Annotated in this window: 18 protein-coding genes; 16 read left to right on the top strand and 2 right to left on the bottom strand. The window is 59.4% G+C overall.

What is annotated here, in order from left to right; genetic code table 11:
• Positions 1-225 precede the first annotated feature (225 nt).
• The gene (locus DU29_RS0111020) at positions 226-2,445 is read right to left on the bottom strand and encodes a primosomal protein N' (RefSeq protein ID WP_028621754.1); all 2,220 of its coding nucleotides are present in this window, start codon (positions 2,443-2,445) and stop codon (positions 226-228) included.
• A 291-nt stretch (positions 2,446-2,736) separates the two neighbouring features.
• Between DU29_RS0111020 and rpmE the strand changes: the two genes are divergently transcribed.
• The 3 genes from rpmE to DU29_RS0111005 all read left to right on the top strand — a co-directional run bounded on the left by rpmE (position 2,737) and on the right by DU29_RS0111005 (position 5,235).
• The gene (gene rpmE / locus DU29_RS0111015; RefSeq protein WP_028621753.1) at positions 2,737-2,970 is read left to right on the top strand and encodes a 50S ribosomal protein L31; all 234 of its coding nucleotides are present in this window, start codon (positions 2,737-2,739) and stop codon (positions 2,968-2,970) included.
• A gap of 26 nt (positions 2,971-2,996) precedes the next feature.
• The gene (locus DU29_RS0111010; protein WP_028621752.1) at positions 2,997-3,788 is read left to right on the top strand and encodes a thermonuclease family protein; all 792 of its coding nucleotides are present in this window, start codon (positions 2,997-2,999) and stop codon (positions 3,786-3,788) included.
• A gap of 178 nt (positions 3,789-3,966) precedes the next feature.
• Complete coding sequence (locus tag DU29_RS0111005; protein WP_028621751.1) at positions 3,967-5,235, top strand: malic enzyme-like NAD(P)-binding protein; 1,269 nt, start codon at positions 3,967-3,969, stop codon at positions 5,233-5,235.
• A 198-nt stretch (positions 5,236-5,433) separates the two neighbouring features.
• On the opposite strand, the gene DU29_RS0111000 is transcribed toward DU29_RS0111005, so the two are convergent.
• Positions 5,434-7,869 (bottom strand): penicillin-binding protein 1A, encoded by a 2,436-nt coding sequence (locus tag DU29_RS0111000; RefSeq protein WP_442961289.1) that lies wholly within the window; start codon positions 7,867-7,869, stop codon positions 5,434-5,436.
• A gap of 220 nt (positions 7,870-8,089) precedes the next feature.
• Here DU29_RS0111000 and DU29_RS0110995 point away from each other — a divergent pair, with 220 nt between their 5' ends.
• From DU29_RS0110995 to DU29_RS0110935, 13 genes are all read left to right on the top strand, one after another.
• A complete protein-coding gene (locus DU29_RS0110995) occupies positions 8,090-9,154 on the top strand; it encodes a pilus assembly protein PilM (RefSeq protein ID WP_028621749.1) in 1,065 nt (354 codons plus the stop codon).
• Positions 9,154-9,720 carry a PilN domain-containing protein gene (locus tag DU29_RS0110990; protein WP_028621748.1) on the top strand — a complete coding sequence of 189 codons (567 nt, stop codon included), beginning with the start codon at positions 9,154-9,156 and terminating at the stop codon, positions 9,718-9,720. The genes DU29_RS0110995 and DU29_RS0110990 overlap by 1 nt, the downstream gene beginning before the upstream one ends.
• Entirely contained in the window at positions 9,717-10,340 is a 624-nt protein-coding gene (pilO, locus tag DU29_RS0110985) for a type 4a pilus biogenesis protein PilO (RefSeq protein WP_028621747.1), read from the top strand. The genes DU29_RS0110990 and pilO overlap by 4 nt, the downstream gene beginning before the upstream one ends.
• Complete coding sequence (locus DU29_RS0110980; protein ID WP_028621746.1) at positions 10,337-10,864, top strand: pilus assembly protein PilP; 528 nt, start codon at positions 10,337-10,339, stop codon at positions 10,862-10,864. The genes pilO and DU29_RS0110980 overlap by 4 nt, the downstream gene beginning before the upstream one ends.
• A gap of 13 nt (positions 10,865-10,877) precedes the next feature.
• Entirely contained in the window at positions 10,878-12,959 is a 2,082-nt protein-coding gene (gene pilQ / locus DU29_RS0110975; protein ID WP_028621745.1) for a type IV pilus secretin PilQ, read from the top strand.
• A gap of 4 nt (positions 12,960-12,963) precedes the next feature.
• Positions 12,964-13,482, top strand: a complete 519-nt coding sequence (gene aroK / locus DU29_RS0110970; protein ID WP_028621744.1) for a shikimate kinase AroK — start codon at positions 12,964-12,966, stop codon at positions 13,480-13,482.
• Between the two features lie 145 nt (positions 13,483-13,627).
• Complete coding sequence (gene aroB / locus DU29_RS0110965; protein WP_028621743.1) at positions 13,628-14,728, top strand: 3-dehydroquinate synthase; 1,101 nt, start codon at positions 13,628-13,630, stop codon at positions 14,726-14,728.
• Positions 14,729-14,738: 10 nt separating this feature from the next.
• A complete protein-coding gene (locus DU29_RS0110960) occupies positions 14,739-16,331 on the top strand; it encodes an AAA family ATPase (protein WP_028621742.1) in 1,593 nt (530 codons plus the stop codon).
• 349 nt (positions 16,332-16,680) lie between these two features.
• Positions 16,681-21,126, top strand: a complete 4,446-nt coding sequence (gltB, locus tag DU29_RS0110955; protein ID WP_028621741.1) for a glutamate synthase large subunit — start codon at positions 16,681-16,683, stop codon at positions 21,124-21,126.
• A gap of 33 nt (positions 21,127-21,159) precedes the next feature.
• The gene (locus tag DU29_RS0110950; RefSeq protein ID WP_028621740.1) at positions 21,160-22,578 is read left to right on the top strand and encodes an FAD-dependent oxidoreductase; all 1,419 of its coding nucleotides are present in this window, start codon (positions 21,160-21,162) and stop codon (positions 22,576-22,578) included.
• 253 nt (positions 22,579-22,831) lie between these two features.
• Entirely contained in the window at positions 22,832-23,899 is a 1,068-nt protein-coding gene (gene hemE / locus DU29_RS0110945) for a uroporphyrinogen decarboxylase (RefSeq protein WP_028621739.1), read from the top strand.
• A gap of 287 nt (positions 23,900-24,186) precedes the next feature.
• Positions 24,187-25,653, top strand: a complete 1,467-nt coding sequence (gbpA, locus tag DU29_RS0110940; RefSeq protein WP_028621738.1) for an N-acetylglucosamine-binding protein GbpA — start codon at positions 24,187-24,189, stop codon at positions 25,651-25,653.
• Positions 25,654-25,727: 74 nt separating this feature from the next.
• On the top strand, positions 25,728-26,270 hold the full coding sequence (locus DU29_RS0110935) for a cytochrome b (RefSeq protein WP_028621737.1): 543 nt from the start codon (positions 25,728-25,730) through the stop codon (positions 26,268-26,270).
• Positions 26,271-26,272: the final 2 nt, after the last annotated feature.

The raw sequence follows: 26,272 nt of genomic DNA, 5'->3' as shown, positions 1-26,272 counted from the left end.
CGACCGCAAGCGCGGCGGCGCTTCAGTGCGCTGGTGGAAAAACTGGGCATTATCCGTTGCGAACGCGGGCTTGCCAACTATAGCGGGCAGGTTGTGGATATGTGGTGACAAAAAGTCCGCTTTCGCGAGCAGGCTCGCTCCCACAGGGTTCTGTGCATGACACACAGTTGGCGTCACCGCTGATCCTCTGTGGGAGCGAGCCTGCTCGCGAAGGCAATCTTCAGCTCAATATAAATCCACCGGATCAACATCCAGCGACCAACGCACCGCACGCCCGCTTGGCATTTGCTCCAGCGCCAGCAGCCAACTGGCCAGCAGCCGATGCAAGGGTGCGCGAGCGGAGGCTTGCAGTAACAGCTGTGCGCGATATCGCCCGGCCCGACGCTCCATCGGCGCCGGTACCGGGCCGAGCAATTCGATCCCGGTCAGATTCTGCTCGACCAACAAACGCTCAGCTTCGCTGCACGCTTCATCGAGGAAACTTTCAGCCTGCCCGGGCTTGTGCGCCTCTGCCCTCAGCAGTGCCAGATGCGCAAACGGCGGCAGGCCGGCCGAGCGGCGTTCGCTCAGCGCTTGCTCGGCGAAAGCGAAATACCCTTGTTCGGTCAATTGCACCAGCAACGGATGGTCGGCCAGATGCGTCTGAATGATCACTCGCCCCGGCTCTTCTGCCCGGCCCGCACGCCCGGCGACCTGCACAATGAGTTGCGCCATGCGCTCACTGGCGCGGAAGTCGCCGGAGAACAATCCGCCGTCGGCGTCGAGAATCGACACCAGTGTCACGCGTGGAAAGTGGTGCCCTTTGGCAAGCATCTGCGTGCCGACCAGAATGCACGGATGGCCTTTCTGGATGGTCGCGAACAATTGATTCATCGCGTCCTTGCGCGAGGTGCTGTCGCGATCGACCCGCAACACCGGAAAATCCGGGAACAGGATGGCCAATCGTTCTTCGGCGCGCTCCGTCCCGGCGCCAACCGGGCGCAGATCCACCTTGTTGCACTTTGGGCAGTGGCGAGGCACGCGCTCGACGTAGCCGCAGTGGTGACAACGCAACTCGGCGGAGCGCTGGTGCACGGTCATGCGCGCATCGCAGCGCTGGCACTCGGACATCCAGCCGCAGTCGTGGCACAACAACGTCGGGGCAAAACCGCGGCGGTTGAGGAACACCAGGACCTGCTGGCCGGCAGCAAGCGTTTGCCCGATGGCCTGTTGCATCGGCCCGGAAATGCCGCTGTCGAGCGGACGGCTTTTCACATCCAGGCGCAAAAAGCGCGGTTGCTTGGCGCCACCGGCGCGCTCGTTCAGACGCAGCAGCCCGTAACGGCCGGTGTAGGCGTTGTGCAGGCTTTCCAGCGAAGGCGTGGCGGAGCCGAGCACGATCGGGATGTTTTCCTGCCGGGCGCGCACCAGTGCCAGATCGCGGGCGTGGTAGCGCAGGCCTTCCTGCTGTTTATAGGAGCCGTCGTGCTCTTCATCGATAATGATCAGGCCGGGATTTTTCATCGGCGTGAACAGCGCGGAACGGGTGCCGATAATGATGTCGGCATCGCCGTCGCGGGCGGCAAGCCAGGCATCCAGGCGCTCACGATCGTTGACCGCCGAGTGGATCAGCGCAATGCGTGCATTGAAGCGCTGCTCGAAGCGCGCCAGGGTCTGCGGGCCAAGGTTTATCTCCGGGATCAGCACCAAGGCTTGTTTGCCGGCTTCAAGGGTTTCGCGAATCAGCTGTAGATAGACTTCAGTCTTGCCGCTGCCCGTCACTCCGGCCAGCAGGAACGCGTGATAACTGTCGAATCCGGCGCGAATCGCTTCATAAGCAGCGCGCTGCTCGGGATTGAGCGGCAATTCCGGTTGCGCCAGCCAGTGTTCATGACGGGCGCCAGGGGCATGCTTGCGGATTTCCACGTGTACCAGCCCTTTGGCCAGCAACAGATCGAGGCTGTCCTTGCTCAGCATCAATTTGCTCAGCAACTGATGGGCGACGCCGTGGGGGTGCTGTGTCAGCGTGGCCAACGCTTCACGCTGGCGCGGCGCGCGGGCGATACGCGGGTCATCGAGGCTGGCGCCGGGGGCCGCAGACCAGAAACGTTCCTGGCGGGGTTCGGCCAGTTCGCCCTGACGCAGCAACACCGGCAGCGCCCAGCTCAACGTATCGCCCAGGCTGTGCTGGTAATACTGCGATGTCCACAGACAAAGCTTGAACAGCGCGGGCGGCAGCGGCGGGGTGGTGTCGAGCAGCGCCAGTGCGGGTTTGAGCTTTTCCGCCGGGACTTCGCTGGTGTCGGTGACTTCCACCAGAATCCCGATCATCTCCCGCCGGCCAAACGGCACCCGCAAGCGCATGCCGGGGTGCAACTGCTCGCGCAGAACCCCGGCCGGCGCGCGGTAATCGAACAGGCGGCGCAAGGGCGAGGGCAAGGCTAGGCGCAGAATGGCGTCGGGCACGCGGGGGGATCTCGATCAGCAGGCGGTAAAAAGGATCAGGCACATAACCTTGTAGGAGTGAGCCTGCTCGCGATAGCGGTGTTTCAGACGACTTAAACATTGAATGACAGATCGCTATCGCGAGCAGGCTCACTCCTACAGGGGGCGGTGCTTTGGGTCGGGAGCCTAGCAGACGGTCGGTAGAAGCGACAGCTTGCGCGATCAGCATTGTCTGGTAGAATCCGCGGCCTAATTACGTGCGGTATTCAACAATAGTGTTGAGTGGCGGCACGCTAGCCTGAGGAATACACCATGAAAGCCGATATCCATCCAGCGTACGAAACCATCGAAGTAACCTGCAGCTGCGGTAACAAGTTCGAAACTCGTTCGAACCTGTGCAAGCCACTGGGTACTGACGTATGCAACGAGTGCCACCCGTTCTACACCGGTAAGCAGAAAACTCTGGATACTGGCGGCCGTGTACAGCGCTTCGCAGACCGTTTCGGTGCTTTCGGCAAAGCCAAAGCTCCTGCTGCTGCAGAGTAAGGTTGAAAGGCCCGGTGGGCTTTTCCATGCTGTTAAAAAAGGCGTCCCTCGCGGGCGCCTTTTTTGTGTCTGCGATTTGGCTTTCCACCGCCCAGGCCTTTTGCCCGATCCCGACCGGCCTGGCGTCTGTCACGGTGCAGCGAGTAGTGGACGGTGACACGGTGCGCCTGAGTGACGGTCGCAGCGTGCGCATGATCGGCTTGAATACGCCGGAGCTGGGCAAGAAGGGCCGTTCCGACGAACCGTTCGCGGTCGCTGCGCGTAAACGTCTGGAAGGCCTGGTGGCGACCAGCGATGGGCGCCTCGGTCTGCTCGCGGGTAAAGAGCGCAAAGACCATTACGGTCGAACCCTGGCGCATCTCTACGGTGCCGATGGCCGCAATCTTGAAGCGCAGATGCTCGCCGAAGGCTTGGGTTTCCAGGTCGCCGTGGCACCGAATGTCGATCTGGTCGCGTGTCAGCAAGCGGCGGAGCGCAACGCGCGTCAGGCCGGGCTCGGGGTCTGGCGGCAGTCGCCTGTGGTGAAATCCGGGCAGATCAGCGCGTCAGGCTTCGCCGTGATTAGCGGCCGGGTGAGCAAGGTTCAGCGCAATCGCGGCGGCATCTGGATCGAGTTGCAAGACTCGGTTGTCTTGCGCGTTGCCCCCAATTTACTGCGGCAATTTGACGTCGCTGCGCTTGAGCGACTCAAAGGCAAGCAAATCGAGGCGCGTGGCTGGGTAGTTGATCGGTCGCGACGTGGCGGATTGAAACCCGGGCAAGCACGCTGGTTATTGCCATTGACTGATCCGGCAATGCTTGTTGGCGATCCGAAATAAAAATTGTAGACATTTTCAGCTTTGATTGTGGACAGTCTAGCCCTTGTGTTCCGCGGCTCTTGACCTAAAGTCTTAAGGGTGGGCGCTTGACAGGGGTGACTGACCAGTCTTGTGGGGACTTTGCGAGGCGCGTATCCTCGCTGACCAGTCTGTCCAACAGTAAAAGCGGAATGCCCACATGTCTGATTTGAAAACTGCCGCTCTCGAATATCACGCCCATCCTCGTCCAGGTAAGCTGAGTGTCGAGCTCACCAAGGCCACCGCTACCGCCCGCGACCTGTCGCTGGCTTACAGCCCCGGCGTAGCCGAACCAGTACGCGAAATCGCCCGCGATCCTGAGCTGGCCTACAAATACACCGGCAAGGGCAACCTGGTTGCAGTCATTTCCGATGGCACCGCGATTCTGGGTCTGGGTAACCTCGGTCCATTGGCCTCCAAGCCGGTCATGGAAGGTAAAGGCGTGCTGTTCAAGCGCTTCGCCGGCATCGACGTTTTCGACATCGAAGTCGACTCTGAAAGTCCGCAAGCCTTCATCGACACCGTCAAGCGTATTTCCATCACCTTCGGTGGCATCAATCTGGAAGACATCAAGGCACCTGAGTGCTTTGAGATCGAGCGCGCTCTGATCGAGCAGTGCGACATTCCGGTATTCCACGATGACCAGCATGGCACCGCGATCGTCACTGCGGCCGGCATGATCAACGCCCTGGAAATCGCCGGCAAAACCCTCGCCGAGGCCAAGATCGTTTGCCTGGGCGCCGGTGCCGCTGCGATCTCCTGCATGAAATTGCTGGTGAGCATGGGCGCCAACATCGAAAACATTTACATGGTTGACCGTACCGGCGTGATCCACTCCGGCCGTGACGACCTGAACCAGTACAAGGCTGTTTTCGCTCACGCGACCGAGAAGCGCACCCTGGCTGACGCACTGGCCGGTGCTGACGTATTCGTTGGTCTGTCCGGGCCGAACCTGCTCAGCCCTGAAGGCCTGAAGTCCATGGCGGCCAACCCGATCGTGTTCGCTTGCTCGAACCCGGATCCGGAAATCTCCCCGGAGCTGGCTCACGCCACCCGCAGCGACGTGATCATGGCGACCGGCCGTTCGGACTACCCGAACCAGGTCAACAACGTTCTGGGCTTCCCGTTCATCTTCCGCGGTGCTCTGGACGTTCGCGCCAAGCGCATCAACGAAGAAATGAAAGTGGCAGCGGCCAACGCCCTGCGAGAGCTGGCCAAACTGCCAGTCCCTCAGGAAGTCTGCGACGCCTACGGCGGCATCAAGCTGGAATTCGGCCGGGAGTACATCATTCCCAAGCCAATGGATGCTCGTCTGATCACCCTGATCTCCGATGCGGTGGCCAAAGCGGCAATCGAGACCGGTGTGGCGACCCTGCCGTATCCGAAGAACTACCCGCTGAAAAGCGTGGATGATGTGTTCAACGGCTAAGGTTTAGCACTGAAAAAACCCGGCCATTGACCGGGTTTTTTTATGGCGCGCAAGTCAAAAGATCGCAGCCTTCGGCAGCTCCTACAGTAGATGTGTACTCCTGTAGGAGCTGCCGAAGGCTGCGATCTTTGGATCTTTGCGGCAAAAAAAAGCCCCGCGCTTCTTCCGAAGACGGGGCTTTTGCATTGTGCTACCCAATCAGAACAAATCGATCGGCGCCGCTTCATCTGCCGGCAGTGGGCTGCCCGGTGCACTGCCGTTACCCAGTTCACTGGCCGACGGTGGGGTGTCTTCAGCCTTGAACAGCTCAAAGTACGCCCCGGGCGTGCCAGGAGTAGCCGCACGGCCACTGACCGGATCCACCCGCAGGCTCAGCAGGCCTTCCGGTTCAGCTTGCGTGTGCGGCGGTTTGTCCTTGAGGGCTGCAGCCATGTAGTTCATCCAGATCGGCAGTGCCACGGTGCCGCCGAACTCACGGCGACCCAGGCTTTCAGGCTGATCGAAGCCGGTCCACACCGTTGTTACGTAATCGGCGTTGTAGCCGGAGAACCAGGCATCCTTGGACTCGTTGGTCGTACCGGTCTTGCCCGCAATGTCGCTGCGACCCAGCGCCAGCGCGCGGCGGCCCGTGCCGAGCTTGATCACGTCCTCAAGCATGCTGTTGAGGATGTACGTGGTGCGGCCATCGACAATGCGCTCGGCGACGGCAGGCGTTGTTGTCGCCGGCTGCGCCATTGTGGCGTCCGTGGTCGCGTTGACGGTAAAGGCCTCGGCTGCCGGCGCGGCCATCCCGTCCGGTGCAACTTCGCCTTTTGGCACGCTGGGCGGATTGGCCACGAACAAGGTGTCGCCGTTGCGGCTTTCGATCTTGTCGATGATGTACGGGGTGATTTTATAACCGCCGTTGGCAAAGGTGCTCCAGCCTGTAGCGATTTCCATCGGTGTCAGGGTTGCGGTACCCAGCGCCAGCGACAGGTTGCGCGGCAAGTCCTGTTTGTTGAAGCCGAACTTGCTGATGTAGTCGATGGTGCGATCGACGCCAAGCGCCTGAAGCAGACGGATCGACACCAGGTTGCGCGACTTGTACAGCCCTTCACGCAGACGGATCGGGCCAAGGAAAGTATTGGTGTCGTTCTTCGGACGCCAGACTTTGTCGAGGTATTCGTCGACGAACACGATCGGCGCATCGTTTACCAGGCTGGCGGCGGTGTAGCCATTGTCCAGCGCGGCGCTGTAAACGAACGGCTTGAAGCTCGAGCCCGGCTGACGCTTGGCTTGCAATGCACGGTTGTAGTTGCTCTGCTCGAAGGCGAAACCACCCACCAGCGAACGGATGGCACCGTTCTGCGGATCAAGCGAAACCAGCGCCCCTTGCGCCTGCGGGATCTGGCTGAACTTGAGCGAATTGTCTGGCTGACGCTGTACGCGAACCAGGTCGCCGACCTGCGCGACATCCGCAGGCTGCTTCGGGTTGGCGCCCATGCTGTTGGTGTTGAGGAACGGGCGCGCCCATTTCATGGTGTCCCAGCTGACGTGCACCTCGCCGGTGCGGGTCAACACTTGCAGACCATTCTTCTCTACCTGCAACACGATGGCCGGCTCAAGGCTGCTGATCGTGCGTTGCTTGGTCAGCTCGGCCGCCCAGGCTTCACGGGTCTTGCCGGGCAAGCGTGATTCCGGGCCGCGATAACCGTGGCGCTGATCGTAGGTCATCAGCCCTTCGTGGAGTGCGGTATTGGCCATTTCCTGAAGGTTGCTCGGCACGGTGGTCGTGACGCGGAACCCCTCCGTGTAGGCATCGCTGCCATAGCGCCCCACCATCTCGGCACGGGCCATTTCAGCGATGTACGGCGCGTTCACTTCCGGTGTCGGCACATGATAGCTGGCGTTCAGTGGCTCATTGATGGCAGTGGTGTAATCGGCTTCGGTGATCTTGCCAAGCTTGTACATGCGCCCCAGAATCCAGTCGCGACGCTCCTTGCTACGTGCCGGATTAGCCAGCGGGTTGAAGCGCGAAGGCGCCTTGGGCAGGCCGGCGATCATCGCCATCTGCGCCAGGCTGACATCACGAATCGACTTGCCGTAATACACCTGCGCTGCCGCTTCGATGCCGTAAGCGCGGTTGCCGAGATAGATTTTGTTGACGTACAACTCAAGGATTTCGTCCTTGGTCAGCTGCCGTTCTATCTGCAACGCCAGGAGGATTTCAGTGGTCTTGCGCGAGAAGCTGCGCTCGCTGGTCAGGAAGAAATTCTTCGCTACCTGCATGGTGATGGTGCTACCGCCCGACTGAATGTGTCCGCTTTTTACCAATTGTGTCGCCGCACGCATCAAACTGCCTGGATCGACGCCATAGTGATTGGCAAAGTTGTCGTCTTCAGCACTTAGTAACGCATTTATGAAGTTGGGGGGAATGTCGGCGAAACGGATCGGAGTCCGGCGCATTTCGCCAAATTCTGCGATCAACTTGTCGTCGCTGCTGTAGACGCGCAATGGAATCTGCAACTGGATGCTTCTCAGTGTCTCCACTGACGGCAATCCAGGGCTAAGGTAAAGAAACGCGCCGCTGAGACCTAGGAGCAGTCCGCAGAATACGGCGACGATGGACCAACCGAAAAACTTCAGCAGACGGATCAAGGCTTTGAGATATCCAGGGCAAAAAATGAATGTGGCAGCAGGAGTTCAGGTAAAAAGGTGAACGGCCCGCGCTTGAAAAAATAAGCGGAAAAAATCGCTGGGCATTATAAGCAGTTTTTCCGGCGCGAGCGTCATTTGCGCTGCTGTCAAGACGGGTGGATTGAACGCAATGGGCGTCCAGAGTTCGTAACTAACGGAAAGTCATAGGGAATTGGTAGTGCTGGGACTCTTCAATAAAAAGGCCAATACGCTTCTGGGGATCGACATCAGTTCCACGTCGGTGAAGCTTCTGGAGTTGAGTCGCCACGGTGATCGCTACCGGGTCGAGGCCTATGCCGTAGAGCCGCTGCCCGCCAGCGCCGTGGTGGAGAAGAACATCGCCGAGCTCGAAGGTGTGGGCCAGGCACTGTCTCGCGTGTTGCTCAAGGCCAAAACCAATCTCAAAAATGTCGCCGTGGCGGTCGCCGGTTCTGCCGTCATCACCAAGACCATCGAAATGGATGCGGGTCTTTCCGATGACGAGATGGAAAACCAGCTGAAGATCGAAGCGGATCAGTACATCCCTTACCCGCTGGACGAAGTGGCCATCGACTTTGAAGTCCAGGGCCCGTCGGCGCGCAACCCTGAACGGGTCAACGTGCTGCTGGCGGCCTGCCGCAAGGAAAACGTTGAAGTCCGCGAAGCTGCGCTTGCGCTCGCCGGGCTGACGGCTCGCGTGGTGGATGTCGAGGCTTATGCGCTGGAACGTTCCTTCGGTTTGTTTGCGGGTCATCTGGGTGCCGCCCAGACGCTTCTGACCGTCGCCGTGGTGGATATCGGCGCGACCATGACCACCCTCAGCGTGCTGCACAATGGTCGAATCATCTACACCCGCGAACAATTGTTCGGGGGGCGCCAGCTGACGGAAGAAATTCAGCGGCGCTACGGGCTGACCGTCGAGCAAGCAAGCGCCGCAAAGAAGCAGGGCGGCTTGCCTGACGATTACGTCAGCGAAGTGTTGCAACCTTTCCGCGACGCGGTGGTGCAGCAAGTGTCGCGCTCGTTGCAGTTCTTTTTTGCATCCGGGCAGTACAACGCGGTTGATCACATTTTGCTGGCAGGCGGCACTGCGTCCGTCCCCGGTCTGGACCGGTTGATCGAACAGCGCCTGGGCACGCCGACTCAAGTGGCCAATCCATTTGCCGATATGACACTTGGCAGCAAAGTCAACGCAGGTGCCCTGGCCAGCGATGCTCCGGCACTGATGATCGCCTGCGGACTGGCGCTGAGGAGTTTCGACTGATGGCGCGGATCAACCTTTTACCCTGGCGCGATGAACTGCGCGAAGAGCGACGTAAACGCTTTCTACTGGCACTCGCCGGTGTATTGGTGGGTGCGGTCGGGACGGTACTGATCGCGGACAGGGCCATCAGCGACGCCATCGATCGGCAGATTGCCCGAAACGATTACATTGGCAAGCAAATCACCGTGGTCGACGAACGTATCAAGCAGATCAGCGAACTGAAGGCTCGTCGCCAGCAACTGGTCGAACGCATGCGCATCATCCAGGGCCTGCAGGGTAATCGGCCGATCAGCGGACGTATTTTCGATCAGCTGGCGCGCACCTTGCCGGACGGCGTGTATTTCACCGAGGTGAAAATGGACGACAAAACCCTGTCTGTTACAGGCGCCGCAGAATCGAACAATCGTGTCTCTGACCTGATGCGCAATCTCGACGCATCCGACTGGTTCGATGCGCCTACGCTCACCGAGGTCAAGGCGACCACCGCCGGGCAAATGGACCAGGCAAACGTCTTTCAATTGACCGTGCGTCAGACCCAGCCTGCTGACGTGGAGGCTGTTCAATGAGCCTGGCCCAATGGTTCGAAGGGCTGCGCAAGGTCGACATAAACGATCTGGACACCAACAACATGGGCTCCTGGCCGCCCGCCATCAAGGCGCTGGCGGGTATTGTGCTGGCCGGTCTGGTGCTGGCGCTGGGCTACAACTTCTCCATCAGCGATCTTGAAACCCAGCTGGAACTCAAGCGGGATGAAGAGTCGACCCTCAAAGAGCAATTCGCCAACAAAGCGCACATGGCGGCGAATCTGGAGCTGTATGTCCAGCAGATGAAAGAAATGGAAAACTCATTTGGTGTGTTGTTGCGGCAATTACCCAGCGACACCGAAGTGCCCGGTTTGCTTGAAGACATCACTCGCACTGGCCTGGGCAGTGGCCTGGATTTCGAAGAGATCAAATTGCTGCCGGAAGTCACTCAGCAGTTCTACATCGAATTGCCCATCCAGATCACCGTCACAGGCGCCTACCACGACCTTGCCACGTTCGTCAGTGGCGTCGCCGGGTTGCCGCGGATCGTCACGCTGCATGACTTCGAAATCGCTGCTGCCGACCCCGAAGGTGGCTCGAAACTGCGCATGAGTATTCTCGCCAAGACCTATCGCTACAACGACAAGGGGCTGCAAAAATGAGCCCGATGCGAGTCTTTACGCTGTCCGTCATGCTGTTGATCCTCGCCGGTTGTGACGGCGACAACCACTTCAACGACCTCGACGCCTATATGAATGAGGTGCGTCTGCGCCCCCCGGGCAAGATCGAACCCACCCCAATATTCCGGTCAAACCCGACGTTCACCTACAGTGCTGCCAATCTGCGAAGCCCGTTTTCCCGTCAGGTGCGGGTTGACCTCGCCGGTCAGAAGGCAGGCTCGCGCAACGTCAAGCCCGACCCCAATCGGGCCAGGCAGTACCTCGAAGGTTTCAACATCGAGCAGTTTGAAATGGTTGGTACGATCTCCAATGCCGCTGGCTCCTTTGCGTTGTTGCGCGGGGCGGGGGGTGTGCATCGGTTGAAAGTTGGCGACTATCTGGGTCGCAACGATGGGCGCATCGTCGCCATCAGCGGCGTGCAAGTCGATGTGGTAGAAATCGTTCCGGATGGCGAAGGTGCCTGGCTGGAACGGCCGCGAACCATCCCTTTGAAAGAGCACTCATAGTGGAAACCGAATAATGAACAGGATTTTCACCGCCCTCGGGGTTTCGCTATGGATAGCGTTGCAGTCACCGATGGTACAAGCGGCCAACCTCAAAGCGCTGGACGTTGCCGCGCTGCCGGGAGATCGCGTCGAGTTGAAGTTGTCGTTCGATGCAGCCCCTCCGGCACCCCATGGCTACACGACTGAACAGCCTGCGCGAATTGCTCTCGATCTGCCCGGCGTGGTCAGTCAGCTGACGAGCAAGACTCGCGACCTCGGTGCCGGTAATGCCCGCAGCGCCACGGTGGTCGAGGCCAAGGATCGTACGCGGTTGATCATTAACCTGACGCAATTGGCCCCGTACACCTCGCGGGTGGAGGGCAATAACCTGTTTGTGGTGGTTGGGCGGGGTGCCGGCAACGCGGCCGCACGACCTGCCGCCAAATCGGCACCGTCGCGCGCGGCCACCCCTGTTGCCGCTCCGTCCAAGGCCTATGCGCCGGTGGCCAAGGCCATTCGTGGTGTCGATTTTCAGCGTGGCACCCAGGGTGAAGGGAACGTGGTCATCGATTTGTCCGACCCGTCCATTGCCCCGGATATTCAAGAGCGCGATGGCAAGATCGTCCTCGGTTTCACCCGCACTCAGTTACCCGAGCCGCTGCGTGTGCGCCTGGACGTGAAGGATTTCGCGACTCCGGTGCAGTTCGTCAACGCCAGCGCCACGGGTGACCGCGCCACGATCACCATCGAACCCAGCGGTGCCTTCGACTACTCCACCTATCAAACCGACAACAAGCTGACTGTCAGCATTCGCCCGATGACGGTGGATGACTTGCACAAACGCAATGCTGAACGGTTCGCCTACACCGGCGAAAAGCTTTCGCTGAATTTCCAGGACATTGACGTACGTTCCGTGCTGCAGTTGATCGCCGACTTCACCAACCTCAATCTGGTGGCCAGCGACACAGTGCAGGGCGGCATTACTCTGCGCTTGCAGAATGTGCCCTGGGATCAGGCGCTCGACCTGGTGCTGAAAACCAAGGGTCTGGACAAGCGCATGATTGGCAATGTCCTGCTCGTGGCCCCGGCGGAAGAAATTGCCGCCCGTGAGCGTCAGGAGCTGGAATCGCAGAAACAGATCGCCGAGCTGGCGCCGCTGCGGCGCGAACTGCTGCAGGTGAACTACGCCAAGGCAGCCGACATCGCCAAGTTGTTCCAGTCGGTGACCAGCGCCGAAGCCAAGGTCGACGAGCGCGGTTCGATCACCGTTGATGAGCGCACCAACAACATCATCGCCTACCAGACCCAGGATCGCCTCGACGAACTGCGCCGAATAGTCGCGCAGCTGGACATTCCGGTGCGTCAGGTAATGATCGAAGCGCGCATCGTCGAGGCCAACGTCGATTATGACAAGAGCCTGGGCGTGCGCTGGGGCGGTTCGATACAAAAGGGTAACTGGAACGGTTCCGGGGTCAACGGCTCGTCGACCACCATTGGCACGCCGGGCAGCACCAGCACCAACTCTCCATTTGTGGACCTTGGCACCTCGGGCAGCACTTCGGGAATCGGCATCGCCTTCATCACCGACAACGTATTGCTCGACCTGGAGCTGACGGCGATGGAGAAAACCGGTAACGGCGAAATCGTTTCACAACCCAAGGTGGTCACGTCCGACAAGGAAACCGCGAAAATCCTCAAGGGCACGGAGATTCCTTACCAGGAAGCCAGCTCCAGTGGCGCCACCTCGGTATCGTTCAAGGAAGCATCCCTGTCTCTGGAGGTGACGCCGCAAATCACCCCGGACAACCGCATTATCATGGAGGTCAAGGTCACCAAGGATGAACCGGACTACCTGAACAAGGTGCAGGATGTGCCGCCGATCAAGAAAAACGAGGTCAACGCCAAGGTTCTGGTGAATGACGGCGAGACCATCGTGATTGGTGGGGTTTTCTCCAATACTCAGAGCAAGGTTGTAGATAAGGTGCCATTTCTCGGTGATGTGCCGTATCTTGGCCGCCTTTTCCGGCGTGACGTGGTTTCGGAGAAAAAATCCGAGCTGCTGGTATTTCTCACTCCGCGTATCATGAACAATCAGGCGATTGCTGTGAGTCATTGATTCTGTGCGAAATTTGATTCTTGTTGGACCGATGGGTGCTGGAAAAAGCACCATCGGCCGGTTGCTGGCCAAAGAGCTGCGCCTGCCGTTCAAAGATTCCGATAAGGAAATTGAATTGCGCACGGGCGCCAATATCCCGTGGATCTTCGACAAGGAAGGCGAACCGGGTTTTCGTGACCGTGAGCAGGCGATGATCGCCGAGCTCTGCACCTGTGATGGCGTGGTTCTGGCGACCGGTGGCGGTGCCGTCATGCGCGAGGCTAATCGCCGGGCACTGCATGCCGGTGGTCGGGTGGTTTATCTGCATGCCTCAGTCGAGCAGCAAGTCGGTCGCACCGCTCGTGATCGTAACCGGCCTTTGCTGCGTACCGCCGATCCGGCAAAAACCCTCAGAGATTTACTGGAGCTTCGCGACCCGCTTTATCGGGAAATCGCCGACCTGGTGGTGGAAACCGATGAGCGGCCGCCGAGAATGGTGGTGCTTGATATTCTGGATCGCCTGCAGCAACTGCCGCCGCGTTAAAGCGCAGCGTGAAATGCGCTATCCTCGGCCTCCCGCCATGCCTGTTCAATGTCGTGGCAGGAGCTAAAATCGGCGTTGGCAGATGCCGTAGACACTCGATTTCTTCAGGCAGGACGCCCTGATTCCATCTTTACTGTGGGGACACATGCAGACACTCAAGGTCGATCTAGGCGAGCGCAGCTACCCGATTCATATTGGCGAAGGTCTGTTGGATCAGCCTGAGCTGCTGGCCCCGCATATTCGCGGACGGCAAGTGGCGATTATCACCAACGAAACCGTAGCGCCGCTGTATCTCGAGCGATTGACCCGCAGCCTTGAGCAGTTTTCGGTGATTAGCGTCGTGCTGCCCGACGGCGAATCGTTCAAGACCTGGGAAACCCTGCAACTGATCTTTGATGGCTTGCTGACCGCACGGCACGATCGCCGTACCACAGTGATCGCCCTCGGTGGCGGCGTCATCGGCGACATGGCGGGTTTTGCCGCTGCTTGCTATCAGCGCGGTGTCGATTTCATTCAGGTTCCCACCACGTTGCTGTCGCAGGTGGATTCGTCGGTGGGCGGCAAAACCGGCATCAATCATCCGCTGGGCAAGAACATGGTCGGCGCGTTCTATCAGCCGAACGTTGTGCTGATCGACACCGCTACACTCAACACCTTGCCTGCCCGCGAACTGTCGGCGGGGCTGGCGGAAGTCATCAAGTACGGCTTGATTTGCGATGAGCCATTTCTGACCTGGCTCGAAGAAAACGTTGATCGCCTGAGTGCTCTGGATCAGGTTGCCCTGACCTACGCCATCGAGCGTTCGTGCGCGGCCAAGGCTGAAGTGGTTGGCGCCGACGAGAAGGAAACCGGAGTGCGGGCTACGTTGAACCTGGGCCACACCTTTGGGCACGCCATCGAGACGCACATGGGATATGGTGTGTGGCTGCATGGTGAGGCGGTGGCTGCTGGCACGGTCATGGCGCTGGAAATGTCGGCGCGGCTTGGCTGGATCAGCGAGCAGGAGCGTGATCGCGGCATTCGACTGTTTCAACGTGCCGGCCTGCCCGTGGTTCCGCCTGAAGCGATGACGCCAGCCGATTTTCTCGAACACATGGCAATTGACAAGAAAGTGATCGACGGTCGTTTGCGCCTGGTGCTGCTGCGCCACATGGGCGAGGCGGTGGTGACCGACGATTATCCGAAAGAAGTTTTACAGGCCACGCTGGAAGCGGATTACCGCGCTCTGGCTCAGCTTAAAGGTTAATAAGATCCCGATGACTAGTTTGCACGCCGACGAGGCTTTCCTCGGCCATTTCCAGTTGAGTCACGACCCTTTTGCTCCACGGGTGCCTGGCTTCAAATTCTTCCCGGCCCAGCGCAAGCCGGTCCTGGGGCAACTTCATCATCTGGCTCGCTACAGCCAGTTGCTGCTGGTCGTGACCGGCCCGCACGGCAGCGGCAAGACCCTGCTGCGTCAGGCGCTGGTGGCCAGTACCAACAAACAATCGGTGCAAAGCGTGGTGGTTTCCGCCCGTGGCGCCGGTGATGCGGCTGGTGTGTTGCGCCAGGTAGCGCAGGCCTTGAATGTCGCTCAGGCAGAGATCGGCCCGATCCTGGCTCAGGTGGTTCAACTGGCCCTGACCGGGCAGGAGGTCTATCTGCTGGTGGATGACGCCGAACAGCTCGATGAATCCGCGCTCGAAGCGTTGATGGAGCTGGCCGCTGGTGCACCGGAAGGTCGCCCGCATGTGTTTCTGTTCGGTGAGTCGTCGCTGATCGCGCAACTGGAGGCGCTGAGCCTTCAGGAAGAGCGTTTTCACGTTATTGAACTGCAGCCTTACACCGAAGAAGAAACCCGTGAATACCTGGATCAGCGGCTCGAAGGTGCCGGTCGGGGTATCGAACTTTTCACTGCAGATCAGATCTCTGATATTCACGAAAGCTCCGATGGCTGGCCTGGCAACATCAACCAGGTCGCCCGCGATGCTCTGATCGAAGTCATGATTGCCAGCCGCTCAGCGGTCAAGCGTCCAAGTATGGGGTTCAACATGCCGAAGAAACACGTATTGGCGATTTCCGCCGTAGTCGTGGTCGCGGTAGCCGCCGCCTGGTTGATGCCGGGTCGCAGCAAAGCACCGACCACTGGCGCACCTGCCAATGAACAGGCGCAATTGCCGCTGGGTCAGGGCACGCCACAACAAAACGACGGCGGTGCTCCTGCTGTTGAATTCGCCGGTAATTCGCAGCCGATGCCATTGCCGCTGGTTGGCAACTCGCAGCCGGTGATGCGCGGCCCGTTGGCTGAAGCGGCCGGTGGCATTACTGAAGGCGACGACGGCGTGCCTGTGGAAGGTTCGAGCGAAGTTCCGCCGACCGTGACCACCACCGCGCCGCCTGCGGGCATTCCGGCCGGCCCTGCGCCGACCGAACCAGCCGCCAAACCGGCACCGGCACCCACGCAGATTGCGACGGCCAAGCCAGTACCGGGCCCAGCCCCAACCCCAGCCGCCAAGCCCGCTCCGGCACCGGCCGCTGCTGCCAAACCTGCCGAGAAGCCGACCACTGTGGCCAAGGCTGCCGGCGGTACCTGGTACGCCGGCCAGCCGACCAGCAACTACGTGGTGCAGATCCTCGGCACCAGCTCCGAGGCATCGGCGCAAAACTTCGTCAAAGAGCAGGGCGGCGAGTACCGCTATTTCAAGAAAGTGCTCAACGGCAAACCGCTTTTCGTCATCACATACGGCAGCTTTGGCAGCCGCGATGCAGCCCTCAACGCCATCAAGGCCTTGCCAGCGAAGGTTCAGGCTGGTAAACCTTGGCCTCGCACTGTCGCCAGCGTCCAACAGGAACTGGCAACAACTCGCTGAAGATTCGGCGGCCTTACCCAGGCCGCCTCTCCAAGCACCTCAAAATTTCTACATGTGCGCGCCGTCCCTGCGACCGCGCGCCTTGTGGTGTCTGCGTTACAGTAGTCTTTGAGTCGTTGCAGTCAGAATTAAAAAAGTTTTGACTAGCACAGCATATCGCTTTAAACCTTTCACAAATGCGACATAGATTTGCGACATTTCGTCGTCAAATTTGTGAGCGTCTGTGTCGCTGTGTACAATGACCACCCTTTTGCCCCCGCTAAGCCGGCGTACGTTCGGCGCGGTTCGCAAGTGGTTGAATTGAAAAGAAATTTGCCTCGAAAAGAGGCAGCCTGGTGAGAAAGTGTCTATGAAAGCAGGTCTGTACCAACCAGATGAATTCAAGGATAACTGTGGTTTCGGCCTGATAGCTCATATGCAGGGCGAGCCCAGTCATACCCTTTTGCAAACGGCCATCGAGGCCCTGACCTGCATGACCCACCGCGGTGGGATCAACGCCGACGGCAAGACCGGTGACGGTTGCGGTCTGCTGATTCAGAAGCCGGATGTATTCCTGCGAGCCATCGCCCAGGAAACCTTTGGTGCCGAACTGCCCAGGCAATACGCTGTGGGCATGGTCTTCTTCAATCAGGACCCGGTCAAAGCCGAAGCCGCTCGCGATAACATGAACCGCGAGATCCTGGCTGAAGGCCTGACGCTGGTCGGCTGGCGCAAAGTGCCGATCGACACCAGCGTCCTCGGTCGACTGGCCCACGAGCGTCTGCCACAGATTGAACAAGTGTTCATCGGCGGCGAAGGCCTCAGCGATCAGGACATGGCGATCAAGCTGTTCAGCGCTCGTCGTCGTTCGTCCGTCTCCAACGCCGCCGATGTCGATCACTACATCTGCAGCTTTTCCCACAAGACTATTATTTACAAAGGTCTGATGATGCCGGCGGACCTCACCGCCTTCTACCCAGACCTCAGCGATCAGCGCCTGCAAACCTCGATTTGCGTATTCCACCAGCGCTTTTCCACCAATACCTTGCCGAAATGGCCGCTGGCTCAGCCATTCCGCTTCCTCGCCCACAACGGCGAGATCAACACCATTACCGGCAACCGCAACTGGGCGCAGGCCCGTCGCACCAAGTTCACCAACGATCTGATGGATCTGGAAGAGCTCGGCCCGCTGGTGAATCGCGTCGGTTCCGATTCCTCGAGCATGGACAACATGCTTGAGCTGATGGTCACCGGTGGCATCGACCTGTTCCGTGGCGTGCGGATGATCATTCCGCCTGCGTGGCAGAACGTCGAAACCATGGACCCGGACCTGCGTGCGTTCTACGAATACAACTCGATGCACATGGAACCGTGGGACGGCCCGGCCGGCGTGGTCATGACCGATGGTCGTTACGCGGTGTGCCTGCTTGACCGTAACGGTCTGCGTCCGGCGCGCTGGGTGACCACCAAAAACGGTTTCATCACCCTGGCGTCGGAAATCGGTGTCTGGAATTACCAGCCTGAAGATGTGATCGCCAAGGGCCGCGTTGGCCCGGGTCAGATCTTTGCTGTAGACACCGAGACCGGGCAGATCCTCGATACCGACGCGATCGACAACCGCTTGAAGTCCCGTCATCCGTACAAGCAATGGTTGCGTAAGAATGCCCTGCGCATTCAGGCGACCATGGAAGACAACGATCACGGTTCGGCTTTCTATGATGTCGACCGGCTCAAGCAGTACATGAAGATGTATCAGGTCACGTTCGAAGAGCGCGACCAAGTGCTGCGTCCGCTTGGCGAGCAAGGCTACGAAGCGGTTGGCTCGATGGGCGACGATACGCCGATGGCCGTGCTGTCCCAGCGCGTGCGCACGCCGTATGACTATTTCCGGCAGCAGTTCGCGCAGGTCACCAACCCGCCGATCGATCCGCTGCGCGAAGCCATCGTCATGTCGCTGGAAATCTGCCTCGGTGCCGAGCGCAATATTTTCCAGGAGTCACCAGAACACGCTTCGCGCGTGATCCTCAGCTCGCCGGTTATTTCCCCGGCCAAGTGGCGCTCGCTGATGAACCTCGATCGTCCGGGCTTTGAGCGCCAGGTCATCGACCTCAACTACGACGAGAGCGTTGGCCTCGAGGCCGCGGTGCGCAATGTTGCCGACCAGGCTGAAGAAGCTGTTCGCGCCGGTCGCACCCAGATTGTTTTGAGTGACCGTCATATTGCCCCGGGCAAGTTGCCGATCCACGCTTCTCTGGCCACCGGCGCGGTGCATCACCGTCTGACCGAAAAAGGCCTGCGTTGCGACTCCAACATCCTCGTGGAGACCGCGACCGCTCGCGATCCGCACCATTTCGCCGTGTTGATCGGTTTCGGCGCCTCGGCGGTCTATCCGTTCCTGGCGTACGAAGTGCTGGGTGACCTGATCCGCACCGGCGAAGTGCTGGGCGACCTCTATGAGGTGTTCAAGAACTACCGCAAAGGCATCACCAAAGGCCTGCTGAAAATCCTCTCGAAGATGGGTATCTCAACCATTGCTTCGTACCGGGGGGCTCAGCTGTTCGAGGCCATCGGCCTGTCCGAAGAAGTCTGCGACCTGAGCTTCCGTGGCGTGCCGAGCCGCATCAAGGGTGCACGCTTCGTCGACATCGAAGCCGAGCAGAAAGCGCTCGCCGCCGAAGCCTGGAGCCCGCGCAAGCCGATCCAGCAGGGCGGCTTGCTGAAGTTCGTCCACGGTGGCGAATATCACGCCTACAACCCGGACGTCGTCAACACTTTGCAAGCTGCAGTGCAGCAGGGCGACTACGGCAAGTTCAAGGAATACACAGCGCTGGTGGACAACCGTCCGGTGTCGATGATCCGCGACCTGTTCAAGGTGAAAACCCTCGACACCGCGCTGGACATCAGCGAGATCGAACCGCTGGAGTCGGTGCTCAAGCGCTTCGACTCTGCCGGCATCTCGTTGGGCGCGCTGTCGCCGGAGGCTCACGAAGCCCTGGCCGAAGCAATGAACCGCCTCGGTGCGCGTTCCAACTCCGGCGAAGGCGGCGAAGACCCGGCGCGTTACGGCACCATCAAGAGCTCGAAAATCAAGCAAGTCGCGACCGGCCGTTTCGGGGTGACTCCGGAATACCTGGTCAACGCTGAAGTGCTGCAGATAAAAGTCGCTCAAGGCGCGAAGCCGGGTGAAGGTGGTCAACTGCCGGGTGGCAAGGTCAACGGTCTGATCGCCAAGCTGCGCTATGCGGTGCCGGGCGTGACGTTGATTTCGCCGCCGCCGCACCATGACATCTACTCGATTGAAGACTTGTCGCAGCTGATTTTCGACTTGAAACAAGTCAATCCGCAGGCGCTGGTCTCGGTGAAACTGGTTGCAGAAGCGGGCGTCGGCACCATCGCTGCCGGGGTGGCCAAGGCTTACGCAGACTTGATCACCATTTCCGGCTACGACGGCGGCACCGGCGCATCGCCGCTGACCTCGATCAAATACGCGGGCGCACCGTGGGAGCTCGGCCTCGCCGAAACTCACCAGACCCTGCGCGGCAACGACCTGCGCGGCAAAGTCCGGGTGCAGACCGACGGCGGCCTGAAAACCGGCCTCGACGTGATCAAGGCCGCCATCCTCGGCGCTGAAAGCTTCGGCTTCGGCACCGCGCCAATGATCGCGCTGGGCTGCAAATACCTGCGTATCTGCCACCTGAACAACTGCGCCACCGGCGTTGCAACGCAGAACGAGAAGCTGCGCAAGGATCACTACATCGGCACCGTCGACATGGTGGTGAATTTCTTCACCTACGTCGCCGAAGAAACCCGTGAGTGGCTGGCGAAACTGGGCGTGCGCTCCCTCGAAGAGCTGATCGGGCGTACCGATCTGCTGGAAATTCTCGAAGGCCAGACCGCCAAGCAGAATCACCTCGACCTGACGCCGTTGCTGGGCAGCGACCACATCCCGGCAGACAAACCTCAGTTCTGCCAGGTTGAGCGCAACCCGCCGTTCGACAAAGGTTTGCTGGCCGAAAAAATGGTCGGTCTCGCCACGTCGGCAATCAACGACATGAGCGGCGCCGATTTCGCTCTGGATATCTGCAACTGCGACCGCTCGATCGGTGCGCGGATCTCCGGCGAAATTGCGCGCAAGCATGGCAACCAGGGCATGGCCAAAGCGCCGATCACGTTCCGCTTCAAAGGGACGGCCGGTCAGAGTTTCGGTGTGTGGAACGCTGGTGGCCTGCACATGTACCTGGAAGGCGACGCCAACGACTACGTCGGCAAAGGCATGACTGGCGGCAAACTGGTCATCGTTCCGCCGAAGGGCAGCATCTACAAGACGCAGGACAGTGCCATCATTGGCAACACCTGCCTCTATGGCGCCACCGGCGGCAAGCTGTTCGCGGCTGGCACTGCAGGCGAGCGTTTTGCGGTGCGTAACTCCGGTGCTCACACCGTGGTGGAAGGCACTGGCGATCACTGCTGCGAATACATGACCGGTGGTTTTGTCTGCGTGCTGGGCAAGACCGGATACAACTTCGGCTCAGGCATGACCGGCGGCTTCGCCTACGTGCTCGATCAGGACAACACCTTCGTTGACCGGGTCAACCACGAACTGGTGGAAATCCAGCGGATCAGCGGCGAAGCGATGGAAGCCTATCGCAGCCACCTGCAACGCGTGCTGGACGAATACGTCGAGGAAACCGACAGCGAGTGGGGTCGTAACCTTGCTGAAAACCTCGATGACTATCTGCGCCGTTTCTGGCTGGTCAAGCCCAAGGCTGCCAACCTGAAATCGTTGCTTTCCAGCACCCGTGCCAACCCGCAGTGATATGCGCCTGAAGAGTTTGATGAGGTTTTAACAATGGCTGAACGTCTGAATAACGACTTCCAGTTCATCGATGTCGGGCGCAAGGATCCGAAGAAGAAACTGTTGCGTCAACGCAAGAAAGAGTTCGTGGAAATCTACGAGCCCTTCAAACCCCAGCATTCGGCCGATCAGGCCCACCGCTGCCTGGGTTGCGGTAACCCGTATTGCGAATGGAAGTGCCCGGTGCACAACTTCATTCCGAACTGGCTCAAATTGGTGGCCGAGGGCAACATTCTTCAGGCCGCCGAGTTGTCGCACCAGACCAACACTTTGCCGGAAGTGTGCGGCCGGGTGTGCCCACAGGACCGTCTGTGCGAAGGTGCCTGCACCCTCAACGATGGTTTCGGCGCGGTGACCATCGGTTCGGTCGAGAAGTACATCACCGACACGGCGTTCGCCATGGGCTGGCGCCCGGACATGTCCAAGGTTGTACCGACTGGCAAGCGTGTGGCGATCATCGGTGCTGGCCCGGCAGGCCTGGGTTGTGCCGACGTGCTGGTGCGCGGCGGCGTGACCCCGGTGGTGTTCGACAAGAACCCGGAAATCGGTGGTCTGCTGACCTTCGGTATTCCTGAGTTCAAGCTGGAAAAGACCGTGCTGAGCAATCGTCGCGAAGTCTTCACCGGCATGGGTATCGAGTTCCGCCTGAACACCGAAGTGGGCAAAGACGTGACCATCGAGCAGTTGCTCGCTGAATACGATGCCGTGTTCATGGGCATGGGCACCTACACCTACATGAAGGGCGGCTTCGCCGGTGAGGATCTGCCGGGCGTGCACGACGCGCTGGATTTCCTGATTGCCAACGTCAACCGCAACCTGGGCTTTGAAAAGTCGCCGGAAGATTTCGTCGACATGAAAGGCAAACGGGTCGTGGTATTGGGCGGCGGCGACACGGCGATGGACTGCAACCGCACTTCAATTCGCCAGGGCGCCAAGTCGGTGACCTGTGCTTATCGTCGCGATGAAGCGAACATGCCGGGCTCGCGCAAAGAGGTGAAGAACGCCAAGGAAGAAGGCGTGAGGTTCCTCTACAACCGCCAGCCGATCGCCATTGTTGGCGAAGACCACGTCGAAGGTGTGAAGGTGGTCGAGACCCGTCTTGGCGAGCCGGACGCCCGTGGCCGTCGCAGCCCCGAGCCGATCCCGGGCTCTGAAGAGATCATCCCGGCCGACGCCGTGGTCATCGCCTTCGGTTTCCGTCCGAGCCCGGCTGCATGGTTCGAGCAGTTCGAGATCCAGACCGACAGCCAGGGTCGTGTCGTGGCGCCGGAGCAAGGTCAATACAAGCACCAGACCAGCAACCCGAAAATCTTCGCCGGTGGCGACATGGTGCGGGGTTCTGACCTGGTGGTGACGGCGATCTTCGAAGGCCGTAATGCGGCCGAAGGGATTCTGGATTATTTGGGCGTCTGAACCCGATCCTGACCTATAACGCAGTAACCCTGTAGGAGTGAGCCTGCTCGCGATAGCGGTTTATCAGTCGCCAGTTTGATTGACTGACACTCCGTCATCGCGAGCAGGCTCACTCCTACAGCTGTTTCGCGATGTTGCTAAATGCCGCATTCCACCGCGACAAATTGACCCGATAGACAAAAGGCACGGCTCTTGCCGTGCCTTTTGCGTCGCGCTCTGAGAAAATGCCCGCACTTTTTTTCCGGATGCCGACATGACTGCCCTGAAGAACGACCGTTTCCTTCGTGCCCTGCTCAAGCAACCCGTGGACGTCACGCCTGTCTGGATGATGCGTCAGGCCGGTCGCTATCTGCCGGAATACCGCGCCAGCCGCGCCAAGGCGGGCGACTTCATGAGCCTGTGCATGAACCCGGAGTTCGCGTGCGAAGTCACGATGCAGCCGCTCGATCGCTATCCGCAGCTGGACGCGGCGATTCTCTTCTCGGACATCCTCACCATCCCCGACGCGATGGGCCAGGGCCTGTACTTCGAAACCGGTGAAGGTCCGCGCTTCAAGAAAGTCGTCAGCACCCTGGCCGACATCGAAGCCTTGCCGATTCCTGATCCGCATAAAGACCTCGGTTACGTCATGGACGCGGTCAGCACCATTCGCCGCGAACTGAACGGCCGCGTGCCGCTGATCGGGTTCTCCGGCAGCCCGTGGACCCTGGCTACCTACATGGTCGAAGGCGGTTCGTCCAAGGACTTCCGCAAGACCAAGGCCATGCTCTACGACAACCCGCAAGCCATGCACCTGCTGCTGGACAAGCTCGCACAGTCGGTCACCAGCTACCTGAACGGCCAGATCATGGCCGGCGCGCAAGCGGTGCAGATCTTCGACACCTGGGGCGGCAATCTCTCGGCGGCGGCGTATCAGGAGTTCTCCCTGGCCTACATGCGCAAAATCGTTAGCGGCCTGATCCGCGAACACGAAGGCCGTAAAGTGCCGGTCATCCTGTTCACCAAGAACGGCGGCCTGTGGCTGGAAAGCATCGCCGACGCTGGCGCCGACGCACTGGGCCTGGACTGGACGTGCGACATCGGCAACGCCCGTGCTCGCGTCGGGGACAAAGTCGCCTTGCAAGGCAACATGGACCCGACCGTGCTGTACGCCAAGCCGGAAGCCATTCGTACTGAAGTGGGACGGATTCTTGCCAGCTACGGCAAAGGCAGCGGGCATGTGTTCAACCTCGGCCATGGCATCACCCCTGAAGTCGATCCAGAGCACGCCGGCGCGTTCATGCGCGCCGTGCATGAGTTGTCGGCGCAATATCACCAATAAAACCGGTGAAGTTTCTTGAAGCCTGCCCGGCATAAGTTGGGCAGGTTTTTTTTGGTCCGTTGAATCGTGTCTGCCCAAACAATTTCTGAATGTAAGAAATGTTTCGTCTTTGTCGGACGAATTACCAGAGAGACCGATCCTTCCATCAGCGGCGATTCCTCCTACATAGAATTTTCCGCCATCCCAGTAAGGTTTCTGACCTTCGTTCAACTCTTTGGTGAACGAACTTACGAACAGTGGTGCTCACAAGGCGCCTTGATTATCGATAAGCAGTCTGGAATCCAATCATGAAAAATACTTTCTACAAAGGAGGCGCATTCACCGCGTGCACCTCCTCGATGATCCTGTTATCGGCAATGCTCGCTTCACAAACGGCCTCTGCCCATGGCTACCTGGATGTGCCGCCTTCGCGGGCATTGCTCTGCCAGAAAGGCGTGAACACCAACTGCGGTGGCGCTCAATACGAGCCGCAAAGTGTCGGTGAAACCTTCAAGGGTTTCCCGGCCGGCGTCGGCGGTGCTCCGTTGCAGGGGCCGGTCGATGGCAAGATCGCCAGTGGCGGCCATTCCAATTTCTCGGCGCTGGACGCGCAGTCCGCCACACGCTGGCAGCTGACTGAAATCAAAGACCGCAACATTGATTTCCAGTGGCACTACACCGCCGTTCATCCAGCAACCAAACACGAGTATTTCATTACCCGTAATGGCTGGAACCCGAATGAATCGCTGAAACGTGCCTCCTTTGAAAGCACGCCGTTCTGCACCATTGACGGTGGCAACCAGAAACCGGTCTCCGGCACGAAACACAACTGCACCGTGCCCGAAGACAAATCCGGCCATCACGTAATCCTGGCGGTGTGGACAGTCGGCGACACCGACGCAGCGTTCTACAACCCGGCCGACGTCAATATCCTTGCTGAACCTTCGCTGCCTGGCGGTTGGTCTTCGGTAGGGGGCATCGCACCTTCGACCGCGCTGTTGGTTGGCGACAAGGTCAAGGCACGGGCCTTCACTGTCGACGGTGAAAGCACGGAGTACAGCGTCGAAATCTCCATCGACACCGCCGAGCAAGGCCTGGCCAACAACTGGGCATTCAAGCTTGCCGAAAAGATCAACGCGACCCACTCCCTCGTCCGCGCCGGTGTGCGTGATGAAGCCGGCAACATCGAACCGGTGAAAGGCAACAACAGCCTGTACGCGCAAAAAGAAAGCGGCATTACCCGCTACGAAGTGCAGCTGGACATGAAGGAAGATACTGATGCCCGCATGTCGGTCGCTTCTCAGCAAGCTGAGTACATACTGGACAAGGGTCAGGCCAAGGTTGATTTCAGAATGATCGCCAATCGCAAGATGAAGGTGGAAGCGACCTTGTTCGATGAGAGCAACAAACCGGTCGGCATGACCTCGGCTCAAGTGGACAGCGGCACAACCGGGTTGGTCATGGATGTTCGCAGTAACCCCGGCAAACACACCCTGAAACTGATTGGCACCACCCTCGACGGCCGCACCACCCTCCAGGATACCCAGCCGACCACGCTCACCGGCGAGGGTGCCGGTGCTGAATACGACTTCGTTTTCCCCGAAGGCGTCAGTGAGTACGCAGCGGGTACCAAGGTACTGCAGCCGAAGACCAATGAAGTCTTCGAGTGCAAGCCTTTCCCTGAGTCCGGCTATTGCAAGCAATACACCCCGACAGCTAACGGTTTTGAACCCGGCGTCGGTGCGCATTGGCACATGGCATGGAACAAACTCTAAGTAAGCCGTAATACTTTGGGCGATTCATCAAGGATCGCCCGAAGCTCATTTCTTGTTGAATTTCAGAGTGGCGAATGAAGACTTCGGGTTACTCCGCCCAGCGCGTATGGCTGCACTGGCTGTCCGCCGCTGTAATCATCTGGACCCTGGTGTCCGGCTTTTCCGTGGCCAGTTTTGAACTGCCCGCGGGCATCGAACAATCGATTGCCTTTGTCAATGTCTCGCTGACGACCGTGTTCATTCCGTTCTTCGTCTGGCGTCTGTTCATTTTTATCGCTCATACCCGGCGCACGAGCGTGAGCGCATTAGTGTTTATGGCGAAACTTGTGCTGCTGGTGCACACGTCGATCTACCTCATCGTCGGTGTCGTCTTGGTGACCGGCGTTTTGATGATGGATCGCCCGATCGATGTGTTTGGCTGGATCAGCATCCCTCAACCGTTGAGCGACCCCGCGCTGATTGGCTCGTTTGTCACACTTCACATCGGTGCCTGCGTGGTCCTTTCGTTGTTGATCGTGCTGCACGTTGGCGCGGTGATTGTTCACGAAGCATGCGGGCATCGGCTGCTGCGCCGTATGTCCTGGTGCAAATATCGCCGCAGTGAGCACCTTGAATGAGT

This window comes from Pseudomonas sp. Ant30-3, from assembly GCF_000690905.1.
Taxonomy (GTDB): Bacteria; Pseudomonadota; Gammaproteobacteria; order Pseudomonadales; family Pseudomonadaceae; genus Aquipseudomonas.
This window is presented reverse-complemented; position numbering and strand designations above follow the sequence as displayed.